Source organism: Streptomyces sp. NPDC028928 (genome assembly GCF_055564915.1).
This window is the reverse complement of record NZ_JBVHVI010000017.1, coordinates 158090-172829: the sequence shown is the minus strand read 5'-3', so window position 1 is coordinate 172829 and position 14740 is coordinate 158090. Positions and strand designations below refer to the sequence as shown.

Annotated in this window: 6 protein-coding genes, 1 tRNA gene and 1 rRNA gene; 7 read left to right on the top strand and 1 reads right to left on the bottom strand. The window is 70.0% G+C overall.

All coding sequences use genetic code 11. From position 1 onward, the window contains the following. From rrf to ACZ4U1_RS34195, 3 genes are all read left to right on the top strand, one after another. Positions 1-93, top strand: a 5S ribosomal RNA gene (gene rrf / locus ACZ4U1_RS34205); the annotation flags it as partial. A 115-nt stretch (positions 94-208) separates the two neighbouring features. Then, the gene (locus tag ACZ4U1_RS34200; RefSeq protein ID WP_467908063.1) at positions 209-871 is read left to right on the top strand and encodes a DegT/DnrJ/EryC1/StrS family aminotransferase; all 663 of its coding nucleotides are present in this window, start codon (positions 209-211) and stop codon (positions 869-871) included. 84 nt (positions 872-955) lie between these two features. Further along, positions 956-1031, top strand: a tRNA-Thr gene (locus ACZ4U1_RS34195). A 58-nt stretch (positions 1032-1089) separates the two neighbouring features. Here the strand turns inward: ACZ4U1_RS34195 and ACZ4U1_RS34190 are convergent. Next, positions 1090-3849, bottom strand: coding sequence for a SpoIIE family protein phosphatase (locus ACZ4U1_RS34190; protein ID WP_467908057.1), 2760 nt, complete (start codon positions 3847-3849; stop codon positions 1090-1092). Between the two features lie 411 nt (positions 3850-4260). On the opposite strand from ACZ4U1_RS34190, the gene ACZ4U1_RS34185 reads away from it, so the two are divergent. The 4 genes from ACZ4U1_RS34185 to ACZ4U1_RS34170 all read left to right on the top strand — a co-directional run bounded on the left by ACZ4U1_RS34185 (position 4261) and on the right by ACZ4U1_RS34170 (position 14720). Then, positions 4261-9726 (top strand): HAMP domain-containing protein, encoded by a 5466-nt coding sequence (locus ACZ4U1_RS34185; protein WP_467908056.1) that lies wholly within the window; start codon positions 4261-4263, stop codon positions 9724-9726. Positions 9727-10009: 283 nt separating this feature from the next. Continuing rightward, positions 10010-10690, top strand: a complete 681-nt coding sequence (locus tag ACZ4U1_RS34180) for a response regulator (protein ID WP_059252944.1) — start codon at positions 10010-10012, stop codon at positions 10688-10690. Between the two features lie 124 nt (positions 10691-10814). Next, entirely contained in the window at positions 10815-13595 is a 2781-nt protein-coding gene (locus tag ACZ4U1_RS34175) for a DNA translocase FtsK (protein ID WP_467908055.1), read from the top strand. Between the two features lie 282 nt (positions 13596-13877). Beyond that, complete coding sequence (locus tag ACZ4U1_RS34170) at positions 13878-14720, top strand: helix-turn-helix domain-containing protein (RefSeq protein WP_467908054.1); 843 nt, start codon at positions 13878-13880, stop codon at positions 14718-14720. The last annotated feature ends 20 nt before the right edge of the window (positions 14721-14740 follow it).

Here is a 14740-nt window from a genome sequence, read left to right as displayed (position 1 = left end):
ACGCCCGGTTACATTCCGAACCCGGAAGCTAAGCCTCACAGCGCCGATGGTACTGCAGGGGGGACCCTGTGGGAGAGTAGGACGCCGCCGAACAAATTTTGATAAAGGTCGGATCCTGAACTTCGGTTCGGGGTCCGGCCTTTTTCTGTTGTGCGTAACGTGTCGTTCACGTTGCGAGCCCAGCATCCCAGACATGGGTACAGCAGCAATGCTCAGGGCCGCCGGCGTAGGCGTCGGTGACGAGGTCGTCGTACCGGCCTTCGGGAACGTCGAGGTCGCCGAGGCCGTGACCCTGGCCGGTGCGCTCCCGGTGTTCGCGGACATAGATCCGGTGACCTACTGCCTCGACCCGGACGCGGTCGAGGCGGCCGTAACCTCCCGTACCGCTGCGGTCGTTGCCGTACACCGCTTCGGACGGCACGCCGACATCGCGCGGTTGCACGCGCTCGGGCAGCGGCACGGGCTGCTGGTGCTGGAGCAGGGCGAGTCCGAGGCGCCGTACGACGAGATAGCGCAGCGCAGGCAGCGGGCCGCCTATCTCGACGCCCGGCTGAAGGGCGTACGGACGCCGGACGGTGGGGACGGGCACACCTATCAGCAGTACGTCGTGCGTGTGCCGGGGAACGGCCGGCCGGACCGGGACGCCTTCGCACGGGCCGTGCGCGCCAAGGGAGTTGAGTGCCGGGTGCCGGTGAAGACGCCCGTGCACCGGCTGCCGGAGTTCCGTCGGTACGTGTCGCTGCCGGAGACCGAGCGGGCCGCCGACGAGACGCTCGCGCTGCCAGTGGACGCCGCGCTCACCAAGCGGGACATGCACCGCGTCGTGTCCGCCTGCAACGCCCTCGGCGGCCTGCTGCAGCCCGCCTTCTGACCGGGCACCGAACGAATTTGGGAACTGGGGCCTGCTCGGGGTACAGTTTCTTTGTCGCCGCGAGGGAAACCTCGAAAACGACAGGCCCCTATAGCTCAGTCGGCAGAGCGTCTCCATGGTAAGGAGAAGGTCAACGGTTCGATTCCGTTTGGGGGCTCCAGTAAAAGGGCCCCACCCTTTCGGGTGGGGCCTTTTCGTGCTTCCCCGGGGCTCCCCCCTCAGGCCTCCGTGTGGATTCCCGGGACTCGCATCGCCAGAATCGCCATGTCGTCGGAGGGTGCGTCCGAGGCGAAGCGCTCCACCGCGCGCATGATGCGTGCCGCGACCGCTCCCGCCGTCAGACCCGTGCACGTGGTGAGGACGTCGGCGAGGCCGTCGTCGCCCAGCATGCGCGTGCCCTCCCGGCGCTCGGTGACGCCGTCCGTGACGCAGAGCAGCACGTCACCGGGGTCGAGGGTGACCGTCTCCTCGTACAGCTCCAGATCCTCGATCACCCCCAGCAGCGGCTGTGGTTCGGCCGCGGCCACCACCGTGCCGTCCTGGCGCAGGCGCAGTGGCAGCGGATGGCCGGCGCAGACCACCTTCAGCTCGGCGCTGCCGTCGTCCTGTGGGCGCAACTCGCCGTAGAGCAGGGTCAGGAAGCGGCTGCGGTCGCCCTCGTCGAGGATGGCGGAGTTCAGGCGCTCCAGCACGGCCGGGCCGGACAGGCCCTCGCGGGCGAGCAGGCGCAGGGCGTGCCGGGCCAGGCCGGTGACCGCCGCCGCGTTGGGGCCCGTACCGCAGACGTCGCCGATGGCGAAGCCGTACGCGCCGTTGCCGATCGGGAAGAGGTCGTAGAAGTCGCCGCCGACCTCGTTGCCCTCGCCGGCCGCGCGGTAGATGACCTCGACCTCGACGCCGTCGATCTGGGGCAGACCCGGGGGGAGCAGGCTGCGCTGGAGGGACTGGCTGATGGCCGTGCGCTCCGAGTACAGGCGGGCGTTGTCCAGGGCGAGGGCGGCCCGGCGGGACAGGTCCTCGGCGAGTTCCAGGATCTCCTGGCGGAAGTGTTCGTCGGTGGGCTTGCCGAGGGTCAGCATGCCGATGACGCGGTTGCGGGCGACGAGCGGCAGCACGACCGTCTCGCCGCCGACCGCGGAGGCCGTCGCGAGGGTCGGGCCGATGCCGGAGGCGACCCGGTGGGTGGGGCCGCCGGCCAGGCCGAGGCTGCGCATGGAGCTGCGCAGGGCCGCCTGGTGGGCGACCTCGCCGGGGGTCGTCCACACGCGGGCGCCGGGCGTCGGTACCGGATCCGGCGGGGGGATCTTCGACAACAACGACTTGATGCCGTCGATGAGTTCCTCGTCCTCGTGCAGGACGTACGACAGGTAGGGGTCGGAGGCCTGGTCGGCGATCGTGTACACCGCGCACCAGGTGGCCAGGGTGGGGACCGTCATCTGGGCCATCAGGGCCAGCGTCTGGTCCCGGTCCAGGGTGCCGGCCAGCAGGTCGGAGGCCTCGACCAGGAAGCTCAGGGAGCCGCGGCGTAGCCGTTCCAGTTCGCCGAGGCGGGCCGACTCGACGGCCAGGGCGATGCGGTCGGCGGCGAACTGCAGGCGCAGCGCCTCCTCGTTGGTGTACCGGCCGGGTGCTTCCGCCGCGACGCCGAGGGAGCCGGTGAGGCGGCCCTCGACCTTGAGCGGGACGGTGACGACCGAGCGCATGCCGGTGCCGGCGAGCAGCGGTACGGCCCCCGGGACGGCGGTGAGGTCGTCGTGGACGGCGGGCATGCGGGCGGAGCCGTAGCGGCCGGGGCCCGCCTCGACGGGCACGCGCGCGAAGCGCTGGCGTGCGGAGGGCAGGCCGGTGGAGGCGCGGACCTCCAGTTCCGTCTCGTCGTCGGTGGCGAGCAGCAGGAACGCGGAGTCGCCGTCGAGCATGTCGCGGGCGCGTTCCACCGTGCGCTGGAGCAGGCCGTCGAGGTCGTCCGGGGCGGGGGAGCCGATGAACAGTTCGAAGGGGTCGGCGCTCTGCCCGTCGGATGATTGGGGCTGGTCGGTGGCCGGGACGCGGGACGGCGTCTGCAGGACGGCGCGTTCGTGGTCGCGGACCAGGAGGCAGACGGTGGAGGGTTCGCCTCCGGTGTCGCGGACCCTGAGGTGGGAGGCGTACACCTGGGCCACGCGGCCGTCGGCGCCGCGGATGCCGTAGGTGCCCTCCCAGCGGGAGAGCTGGAGGGCCTCGGCGATGCCGGTGCCGGTACCGGGCGTGTGCGGCCAGGCGGCCAGGTCGGTGAGGGGCTTGCCGATGACGTCGCCCGCCGGGTAGCCGAACAGCTCTTCCGCGTCCTCGTTCCAGGCGCTGACGCTGCCCTTCCGGTCGACCTGGAGGACGGCGACGCGGACCCGGCCGTCGGCCAGGGGGAGGAGGTCGGCGGGCAGGGCGGGGCCGGCGGTGCGGGTGCCGACCGGGCGTTCGGGGAGGTTGAGCTGGAACCAGACGTTCTTGTGGGTCGGCGTGTAGTCGACGCCCCAGCGGGTGGCCAGGGCCGCGCACAGCTGGAGGCCGCGGCCGCCCTCGCGGTCGGGGCTGCCCATGGTGGCGGCGGAGTTCTGGAGCGGGACCTCGCGCTCCGGGTAGCGGTCGGAGACCTCGATGCGCACGCCGTCCTCCGTGCGCAGGCACAGCACGTCCGCGTGCGTGCCCGCGTGGACGACAGCGTTGGTCACCAGCTCGCTGGTGAGGACGACCGCGTCGTCGACGATGTCGGCGAAGCCCCAGCCCTGGAGGGTGTCACGGACGAAGGACCGGGCGGTCGCGACCGATCGTCCGACGGGCTCGAAACTGGCGGCCGCGCGCGCGGTGATCACAGAACTCCTCGGCCGGTTGTCGACATGCGGGGCTGCGTGGCCGGGCGGCTCGCGCCGCTGCTGCGGCATCAACTCGCCCGTCGGCTGTGGCTCCGGGGGCTGTCCCCCGGGGATCAGTCCGGTGGTCATGGTGTCCGGCCGCCCCTCCGATGCCCGCTGGTACTCGTGCCACCGCCCAGGCCGGTCGGACCGGTGCGGCTGGACAGCCGCATGCAAGGTTACTTACCTTCGCGGTCCGAGCGGATGCCGGTCGTAGGTGTTTACGCCCCCAGGGTGTGCGGACGATGTGCGAAGCTGCCGAACTGTTATGGCCTGGTTCGGCCGGGGTGAAACACTGGGCAAGCTTCTGACGAAGGTCGGGTCGGGTTGCGTGTGTTCCGTGTACGGCGGGCAGCAGCCCCTGGTGTGGCCGGATCTCGTCTGGCAGATATACGCAGCAGTAACCGGTACGCGGAAGTAACCGGTATGCCGATGACCGGCACGCCGGGGCCGAAGCGGCCGAGCACAGCAGTAACGGTCTACCCCTCCGGGAGGGACACAGTGGAGTCTGGCGCGGCGACGCGAGGCACGAGGACGCGCGCGAAAGGCGGACCTTCCCTGGGCAGGAGCGGCGGCACCACCGCCGTGGACACGGCTGCCCTGAACCGGCTGCTGACGGCTCTCGTGGCGATGCGTGACGGGAACTTCCGCAAACGGCTCACGGTGTCCGGTGACGGCGTGATGTCGGAGATCGCGGCCGTCTTCAACGAGGTGGCCGACCGGAATCTGCATCTGACCGGTGAGCTGGCGCGGGTGCGGCGCATGGTCGGGCGTGAGGGAAAGCTCACGGAACGGCTGGAGACGGGGGCCTGCGAGGGCTCCTGGGCGACGGCCATCGAGCACTCCAACGCGCTGGTGGACGATCTCGTCTGGCCGGTCTCGGAGGTCAGCCGGGTGCTCACGGCGGTCGCCGACGGCGATCTGTCGCCGCGGATGGAGCTGCGGACGCAGGCGCAGGACGACGGTGCGGGCCATCCCCTGCGGGGTGAGTTCCTGAAGGTCGGCCGGACCGTCAACAACCTGGTCGACCAGCTGTCGACGTTCACCGACGAGGTCACGCGCGTGGCCAGCGAGGTCGGGACCGAGGGCAAGCTCGGCGGTCAGGCCCGGGTGCGCGGTATGTCCGGTTCGTGGAAGGACCTGACCGAGTCCGTCAACACGATGGCGTACCGGCTGACCGCGCAGGTGCGGGACATCGCGCTGGTGACCACGGCGGTCGCCAAGGGTGACCTGTCGCGCAAGGTGACCGTCCATGTCGCCGGCGAGATGCTGGAGCTGAAGAACACCGTCAACACGATGGTGGACCAGCTGTCGTCCTTCTCCTCCGAGGTCACCCGGGTGGCCCGTGAGGTGGGTACCGAGGGCATCCTGGGCGGTCAGGCGCAGGTGCCCGGGGTGGCCGGCGTGTGGAAGGAGCTGACCGACTCCGTCAACACGATGGCGGGCAACCTGACCGCGCAGGTGCGGGGGATCTCCCAGGTCACGACCGCTGTCGCCAACGGTGATCTGTCGCAGAAGGTGACCGTCCCCGCGCGCGGGGAGGTGGCGCAGCTCGCCGAGACGATCAACCAGATGACCGAGACGCTGCGGATCTTCGCGGACGAGGTCACGCGGGTGGCGAACGAGGTCGGCGCGGAGGGCCGGCTCGGCGGGCAGGCGAACGTGCCGGGGGCGGCCGGTACGTGGAAGGACCTGACGGACTCCGTCAACACGGTCTTCCGGAACCTGACCACGCAGGTGCGGGACATCGCCGCTGTGACGACCGCGGTGGCCAGCGGTGACCTGTCGCAGAAGGTCACCGTGGACGTGGCCGGCGAGATGCTGGAGCTGAAGAACACCGTCAACGGGATGGTGGACCAGCTGTCCGCGTTCGGTGCCGAGGTGACCCGGGTCGCGCGGGAGATCGGTGTCGAGGGTGAGCTGGGCGGCCAGGCGCAGGTGCCGGGGGCGGCCGGTACGTGGAAGGACCTGACGGACTCCGTCAACACCGCGTTCCGCAACCTCACCGGGCAGGTGCGCAACATCGCCCAGGTGACCACGGCGGTGGCCAACGGTGATCTGTCGCAGAAGGTCACCGTGGACGTCTCCGGTGAGATGCTCCAGCTGAAGAACACCGTGAACACGATGGTCGACCAGCTGTCGAGCTTCGCGGACCAGGTCACGCGGATGGCCCGGGACGTGGGTACGGAGGGCCGGCTGGGCGGTCAGGCCCGGGTGGACGGTGTCTCCGGCACCTGGAAGGAGTTGACGGACTCCGTCAACTTCATGGCCGGCAACCTGACCTCCCAGGTGCGGCAGATCGCCCAGGTGACGACGGCCGTGGCGCGCGGTGACCTGTCGCAGAAGATCGACGTCGACGCGCGCGGCGAGATCCTCGAGCTGAAGAACACGATCAACACCATGGTTGATCAGCTGTCCGCCTTCGCCGACCAGGTGACCCGGGTCGCGCGCGACGTGGGGACGGAGGGCCGCCTCGGCGGGCAGGCGCAGGTGCCCGGTGTCGCCGGTGTGTGGCGGGACCTGACCGACTCCGTGAACGGCATGGCCGGCAACCTGACGGCCCAGGTGCGCAACATCGCGCAGGTCGCCACGGCGGTGGCGCGCGGTGACCTCTCCCAGAAGATCACCGTGGACGCGCGCGGGGAGATCCTGGAGCTGAAGAACACCCTGAACACGATGGTGGACCAGCTGTCGTCGTTCGCCCAGGAGGTCACGCGCGTGGCCCGTGAGGTGGGTACGGAGGGCATCCTCGGCGGTCAGGCCGAGGTGCAGGGTGTCTCCGGCACCTGGAAGGACCTCACGCAGTCCGTGAACTTCATGGCGAACAACCTGACGATCCAGGTGCGCAACATCGCCGAGGTGACGACGGCGGTCGCCAAGGGTGACCTGTCGAAGAAGATCACTGTTGACGCGAAGGGCGAGATCCTTGAGCTCGTCACGACGGTCAACACGATGGTTGATCAGCTGTCAAGCTTCGCCGAGCAGGTGACCCGCGTGGCCCGTGAGGTGGGCACCGAGGGCATCCTGGGCGGGCAGGCGCACGTACCGGGCGTGACCGGTATCTGGAAGGACCTCAGCAACAACGTCAACCTGATGGCCAACAACCTGACCATGCAGGTGCGGAACATCTCCCAGGTGGCCGCGGCCGTCGCCAACGGTGACCTGACGCGGCAGGTGACGATCGAGGCGCGCGGTGAGGTCGCGCAGCTCGCGGACACCATCAACACCATGGTGAAGACGCTGAGTTCGTTCGCCGACCAGGTCACCAAGGTGGCCCGCGAGGTGGGCACGGACGGCATCCTGGGCGGCCAGGCGCACGTGCCCGGCGTGGCCGGAACCTGGAAGGACCTCACCGAGTCGGTGAACCAGATGGCGTCCAACCTGACCGGGCAGGTGCGCAACATCGCCATGGTCACCACGGCCATCGCCAAGGGTGACCTGACGAAGAAGATCGACATTGACGCCCGCGGCGAGATCCTCGAGCTGAAGACGACGATCAACACGATGGTCGACCAGCTGTCCAGCTTCGCCGAGGAGGTCACGCGGGTGGCCCGTGAGGTGGGTACGGAAGGACAGCTGGGCGGTCAGGCACGCGTGCGCGACGTCGACGGCACCTGGCGGGACCTGACCGAGTCCGTGAACGAGATGGCCGGGAACCTGACCCGGCAGGTGCGGGCCATCGCGCGCGTGGCGACCGCGGTGACCCGCGGCGACCTGAACCTCAAGATCGACGTGGACGCGTCCGGCGAGATCCAGGAGCTGCAGGACTACATCAACAAGATGATCGCCAACCTGCGCGACACCACGATCGCCAACAAGGAGCAGGACTGGCTCAAGGGCAACCTGGCCCGGATCTCCGCCCTCATGCAGGGCCGCCGGGACCTGGAGGACGTCGCCTCGCTGATCATGAGCGAGCTGACGCCGGTGGTGTCCGCGCAGCACGGCGCGTTCTTCCTGGCCATGCCGCTCATGGAGGGCAAGGACGTGGGCACCGGCGAGGACGACTACGAGCTGCGGATGCTGGGCTCGTACGGCTACTCGATGGGCTCCATGCCGACGTCGTTCCGGCCCGGTGAGGCCCTGATCGGCACGGCCGCCCAGGAGAAGCGCACGATCCTGGTGGACCGGGCGCCCAGCGGCTACCTGAAGATCTCCTCCGGGCTCGGCGAGGCACCGCCCGCGCAGGTGATCGTGCTGCCGGTGCTGTTCGAGGGCAAGGTGCTCGGCGTGATCGAGCTGGCGTCCTTCACGCCGTTCACGCAGATCCAGAAGGACTTCCTCAACCAGATCGCCGAGATGATCGCGACCAGCGTCAACACCATCTCGGTCAACACCAAGACCGAACAACTGCTCAAGCAGTCGCAGGAGCTGACCGAGCAGCTGCGGGAGCGGTCGGCGGAGCTGGAGAACCGGCAGAAGGCGCTGCAGGCCTCCAACGCCGAGCTGGAGGAGAAGGCCGAGCTGCTGGCCCGGCAGAACCGGGACATCGAGGTGAAGAACACCGAGATCGAGGAGGCCCGGCAGGTCCTGGAGGAGCGCGCCGAGCAGCTCGCGGTCTCCATGCGCTACAAGAGCGAGTTCCTCGCCAACATGTCGCACGAGCTGCGCACCCCGCTCAACTCGCTGCTCATCCTGGCGAAGCTGCTCGCCGACAACGCCGAGGGCAACCTCTCGCCGAAGCAGGTGGAGTTCGCCGAGACCATCCACGGTGCCGGCTCCGACCTGCTCCAGCTGATCAACGACATCCTGGACCTGTCGAAGGTCGAGGCGGGCAAGATGGACGTCTCCCCGACGCGGATCGCGCTCGTCCAGCTCGTGGACTACGTCGAGGCCACCTTCCGGCCGCTGACCGCGGAGAAGGGCCTGGACCTGTCCGTACGGGTCTCCCCGGAGCTGCCGGCCACCCTGCACACCGACGAGCAGCGGCTGCTGCAGGTGCTGCGCAACCTGCTGTCCAACGCGGTGAAGTTCACCGACTCCGGGTCGGTGGAGCTGGTGATCCGGCCCGCCGGCGCGGATGTGCCGCAGTCCATCCGGGAGCAGTTGCTGGAGGCCGGTTCGCTGAGGGATCCGGACGGGGACCTGATCGCCTTCTCGGTGACGGACACCGGCATCGGCATCGCGGCCAGCAAGATGCGGGTGATCTTCGAGGCGTTCAAGCAGGCGGACGGCACCACCAGCCGCAAGTACGGCGGCACCGGCCTCGGCCTGTCGATCTCGCGGGAGATCGCGCAGCTGCTCGGCGGTGAGATCCACGCGCAGAGCGAACCGGGCCGCGGCTCGACGTTCACGCTCTACCTGCCGCTGCACCCGAGCGAACTGCCGCCGCAGGGCTACCAGCAGTCGTTGCCCGCGCTGGAGGCCGGCGACCTGGTCGCCTCCGCCTCCGAGGCGCACCTGTCCTCGGAGCTGTCCGCGGTGGAGATCGAGACGCCGGCCGAGGTGAAGTCGTACCAGGAGACGCAGAACGGTCCGGCCGCGCTCTTCCGGCGCCGGCGGCGGAGCCGGCCGGAGGAGGGGCAGCGGACCGAGCAGTGGACGGCCGTCCCCGAGCAGGACCGTGCGCCGCAGCAGGGCCGCGCGGTCCGGTTCGGCGGCGAGAAGGTGCTGATCGTCGACGACGACATCCGCAACGTGTTCGCGCTCACCAGCGTCCTGGAACAGCACGGCCTGTCGGTGCTGTACGCCGAGAACGGCCGTGAGGGCATCGAGGTGCTGGAGCAGCACGACGATGTGGCGGTCGTCCTGATGGACATCATGATGCCCGAGATGGACGGGTACGCGACGACCACCGCGATCCGCAGGATGCCGCAGTTCGCGGGGCTGCCGATCATCGCGCTCACCGCGAAGGCGATGAAGGGCGACCGCGAGAAGGCGATCGAGTCGGGCGCCTCCGACTACGTCACCAAGCCGGTCGACCCCGATCACCTGCTGTCGGTGATGGGCCAGTGGATGAGGCCGGAGTGAACACGGCGGACGGTACGGCAGGGCGCGATGTGAACGCCGGGGGAACCTCCGGCGGGCCTCGGGAGTTGCTGCATGATGAAGGCCGGGAACACGAGGGAATCCCGGATTCCGGGAACCATCCGGGGTCCCACCGCGTTTCCGGTACGTGCACAGTGACATCGCGGTGACAGGGTGTGGCGACAGGCGGGGTGCGGCTACGATGACCGGCACAAGGACGGGCGGCGAAAGGGAGTCGTCCCCTGGGGCGGCGCCCGGTGTACCGCCGGGGCGAGGAGGGCGGGCCATGGTGCAGAAGGCCAAGATCCTCCTGGTCGATGACCGGCCGGAGAATCTGCTGGCGCTGGAGGCCATCCTCTCTGCGCTCGATCAGACGCTGGTGCGGGCATCGAGCGGGGAGGAAGCGCTCAAAGCGCTGCTCACGGACGATTTCGCGGTCATTCTGCTGGACGTCCAGATGCCGGGCATGGACGGGTTCGAGACCGCCGCGCACATCAAGCGGCGGGAGCGGACCCGGGACATCCCGATCATTTTCCTCACGGCGATCAACCACGGCCCGCACCACACCTTCCGGGGCTATGCGGCGGGCGCGGTGGACTACATCTCCAAGCCCTTCGACCCGTGGGTGCTGCGCGCGAAGGTCTCGGTGTTCGTCGAGCTGTACATGAAGAACTGCCAGCTGAGGGAGCAGGCGGCACTGCTGCGGCTCCAGTTGGAGGGCGGTGGCAAGGGCGGCGTCGCCGGCAAGGAGTCGGCCGGGCTGCTCGCCGAGCTGTCGGCGCGGCTCGCGGCCGTCGAGGAGCAGGCGGAGGCCCTGTCCAAGCAGCTGGACGACGACTCCGCGGACGCGGCGGCGGTGGCCACTGCGGCCCATCTGGAGCGCAAACTCACCGGATTGCGCCGTGCCCTCGACGCCCTGGAGCCGGGTTCGGGCGGCGCCGGAGCCTCGGTGCCCTCGCAGAACTGACCTGCGCCGGGACCGCAGTTCCGGATGAGCGTGCGTCAGTTCTGGTCCTCGGCAGGCACGACACGAACGGGTGAAGCTGTGGGCACACGTGTCCGCTGTCGTCTCCCCCGGTAACCTCACACCCATGGCCTCACGTCCCTCCGCAGCCAAGAAGCAGCCCGCCAAGAAGGCGGCGGCTCCCGCGAAGGCTCCGGCGAAGAAGGCCGCCGCGAAGAGGGCCCCGGCCAAGAAGGCGCCCGCCAAGAAGGCCGCGACGAAGAAGGCCGCGCCGCCGAAGCCGGCACCCAGCCCCACCGGGGGCGTGTACCGGGTGGTACGCGCCCTCTGGCTCGGCCTCGCGCACGCCGTCGGCGCGGTCTTCCGCGGCATAGGGCAGGGCGCGAAGAACCTCGACCCGGCCCACCGCAAGGACGGCATCGCGCTGCTGCTGTTCGGCATCGCCCTGATCGTCGCCGCCGGCACCTGGGCGGACCTGCGCGGGCCCGTCGGCGACCTGGTCGAGATCCTGGTCACCGGCGCCTTCGGCCGGCTCGACCTGCTCGTGCCGATACTGCTCGCGGTGATCGCCGTACGGTTCGTCCGGCACCCGGAGAAGCCGGAGGCCAACGGGCGGATCGTGATCGGCCTGTCCGCGCTCGTCATCGGCGTGCTCGGCCAGGTCCACATCGCCTGCGGCTCACCCGCGCGCAGCGCCGGCATGCAGGGCATAAGGGACGCCGGCGGCCTCATCGGCTGGGCGGCGGCCACCCCGCTGACGTCCACCATGACCGAGGTGCTCGCCGTACCCCTGCTGGTGCTGCTGACGGTCTTCGGGCTGCTCGTGGTGACCGCCACCCCGGTCAACGCCATCCCGCAGCGGCTGCGGATGCTCGGCGTCCACCTCGGCGTGCTGCGCGACCCCGAGGAGGACCGGCTCCCCGGGGACGAGGAGGCATACGACGAGCAGTGGCGCGAGGCGACGCCCGTGCGCCCCCGGAGGCGCTCCAGCGCCCCTCAGGCGTACGACGCGGCGCGCGCCGAGGAGGAGGCCCTCTCGCAGCGCCGCGGGCGCCCCAGGCGCTCCGCGGTGCCCCAGCCGGATCCACAGCGCCAGCTGGACGCCGTGGACGTCGCCGCGGCCGCCGCGGCCGCGCTCGACGGCGCGGTGCTGCACGGTATGCCGCCGTCCCCGCTCGTCGCCGACCTCACCCAGGGGGTGAGCGCGGGCGAGCGCGAGGACACCACACCGGTGCCCGCCCCCGCGGCGGAGCCCGCACCGGCGCCGGTCCCGGCGGCCCGGCCCAAACAGGAGAAGCTGAAGGCCGAGGCCGTACCGGACCTGACCAAGGCCGTACCGGACCTCACCAAGGCCGTACCGGACCTGACCAAGAAGGCCCCGGAGCAGCCCCGCGACCTGCCCGCGCGCGCGGAGCAGCTCCAGCTGTCCGGCGACATCACCTACGCGCTGCCCTCACTGGACCTGCTCCAGCGCGGCGGCCCCGGAAAGGCGCGCAGCGCCGCCAACGACGCGGTCGTCGCCTCGCTCACCCAGGTCTTCACCGAGTTCAAGGTCGACGCGCGCGTCACCGGCTTCACCCGCGGCCCGACGGTCACCCGCTACGAGGTCGAGCTGGGCCCCGCCGTGAAGGTCGAGCGGATCACCGCGCTGACCAAGAACATCGCGTACGCCGTCGCCAGCCCGGACGTGCGGATCATCAGCCCGATCCCCGGCAAGTCGGCGGTGGGCATCGAGATCCCGAACACCGACCGCGAGATGGTCAACCTCGGCGACGTCCTGCGTCTCGCGGAGTCCGCCGAGGACGACGACCCGATGCTGGTGGCCTTCGGCAAGGACGTCGAGGGCGGGTACGTCATGCACTCGCTGGCGAAGATGCCGCACATGCTGGTCGCCGGTGCCACCGGCTCCGGCAAGTCGTCCTGCATCAACTGCCTGATCACCTCGGTCATGATGCGGGCGACCCCGGAGGACGTCCGGATGATCCTGGTCGACCCCAAGCGCGTCGAGCTGACCGCCTACGAGGGCATCCCGCACCTGATCACGCCGATCATCACCAACCCCAAGCGGGCCGCCGAGGCGCTGCAGTGGGTGGTCCGCGAGATGGACCTCAGGTATGACGACCTGGCCGCCTATGGCTACCGGCACATCGACGACTTCAACCGCGCGGTGCGCGAGGGCAAGGTCAAGCCGCCCGAGGGCAGCGAGCGGGAGCTGCAGCCGTACCCGTACCTGCTGGTGATCGTGGACGAGCTGGCCGACCTGATGATGGTGGCCCCGCGGGACGTCGAGGACGCGATCGTGCGCATCACGCAGCTCGCGCGCGCGGCCGGCATCCACCTGGTGCTCGCCACCCAGCGCCCGTCGGTCGACGTCGTCACCGGTCTGATCAAGGCGAACGTGCCCTCCCGGCTGGCGTTCGCCACCTCCTCGCTCGCCGACTCCCGGGTCATCCTCGACCAGCCCGGCGCCGAGAAGCTGATCGGCAAGGGCGACGGCCTGTTCCTGCCGATGGGTGCGAACAAGCCGACCCGTATGCAGGGCGCGTTCGTGACCGAGGAGGAGGTCGCGGCCGTCGTCCAGCACTGCAAGGACCAGATGGCGCCCGTCTTCCGGGACGACGTCACCGTGGGGAGCAAGCAGAAGAAGGAGATCGACGAGGACATCGGCGACGACCTCGACCTGCTGTGCCAGGCGGCCGAGCTGGTCGTCTCCACCCAGTTCGGGTCGACCTCCATGCTCCAGCGCAAGCTGCGCGTCGGCTTCGCCAAGGCCGGACGGCTCATGGACCTCATGGAGTCCCGCAACATCGTGGGACCGAGCGAGGGCTCGAAGGCACGTGACGTTCTGGTGAAACCTGACGAACTGGACGGCGTGCTCGCCATGATTCGCGGGGAGTCTGAGGGGTGAGGGACGAAGGGCCGTTCGGCGGAAGCGGGTTACGCCGGGTGGCGGGATCGCCGTGATGCACCCGTTAGGGATCGGTGAGCAACCGTTTCCGTCAGTCGTACGTCCAGTTGAGCGAAAGGACAGCTACAGGCCTCATCATGGGGTACCTGCCTGTCAAACCATCGGATTGTCCGGCCAGTCCGACGGCGTACAAAGTCCTACCGCCCGGTTGCCCCACCCTTTCGTACCCCCCCTAGACTGAGCTTCCAGCACAGGTGGCTACACGCTCGAAAGGCGCCCCCCGTGTCCATCGGCAACTCCCCTGAAGACGAGCGTCCGTTCCCAGACCAGTCCCAGGAAGCCCGACCCTCCGTGGGCCGCGCCCTCCAGCAGGCGCGGATCGCGGCCGGGCTCACCGTGGACGACGTCAGCAATGCCACTCGTGTCCGTATCGCCATCGTGCACGCCATCGAGGCGGACGACTTCGCCCCCTGCGGCGGCGACGTGTACGCCCGCGGCCACATCCGCACGCTGGCCAGGGCCGTCCGCCTCGACCCCGAACCGCTGATCGCCCAGTACGACGCCGAGCACGGCGGCCGGCCCGCGCCCACCCCCGCCGCACCCCTGTTCGAGGCGGAGCGGATCCGGCCCGAGCGGCGCGGCCCGAACTGGACCGCGGCCATGGTCGCCGCGATCGTCGTCGTGATCGGGTTCGTCGGGTTCACCGCGTTCAAGGGCGGCGACGACTCCGGCGACTCGAAGTCGCAGGTCGCCGAGGGCACCACGCCCACCGCCGGCAAGTCCGCCTCGCCCACGCCGAAGAAGAACAAGCCCGCCGAGCCGACCGGCGAGCCCTCCGACAGCGCCATCGCCGCCGCGCCCCAGGACAAGGTCACCGTCCAGGTCAGCGCGCCCAACGGACGCAGCTGGATCTCGGCCAAGGACCACAACGGCCGGATGCTCTTCGACGGGCTGCTGAAGAAAGGCCAGTCCAAGACCTTCCAGGACAGCTCCAAGATCAACCTGATCCTCGGCGACGCGGGCGCGATCGAGCTGTACGTCAACGGCAAGAAGATCGAGGACACCTTCCGGCCCGGCGCGGTCGAGCGCCTCACCTACACGAAGGGCGACCCGGTGGCGGGCTGACGGGCCGCCCCCGGCGGACC

What these genes read in the sequence shown, in the direction of transcription:
- ACZ4U1_RS34175 (WP_467908055.1), top strand. Translation starts at nt 10,815, where the DNA reads ATGGCCTCACGTCCCTCCGCAGCCAAGAAGCAGCCCGCCAAGAAGGCG.
- ACZ4U1_RS34190 (WP_467908057.1), bottom strand. Translation starts at nt 3,849, where the DNA reads ATGACCACCGGACTGATCCCCGGGGGACAGCCCCCGGAGCCACAGCCG.
- ACZ4U1_RS34200 (WP_467908063.1), top strand. Translation starts at nt 209, where the DNA reads ATGCTCAGGGCCGCCGGCGTAGGCGTCGGTGACGAGGTCGTCGTACCG.
- ACZ4U1_RS34180 (WP_059252944.1), top strand. Translation starts at nt 10,010, where the DNA reads ATGGTGCAGAAGGCCAAGATCCTCCTGGTCGATGACCGGCCGGAGAAT.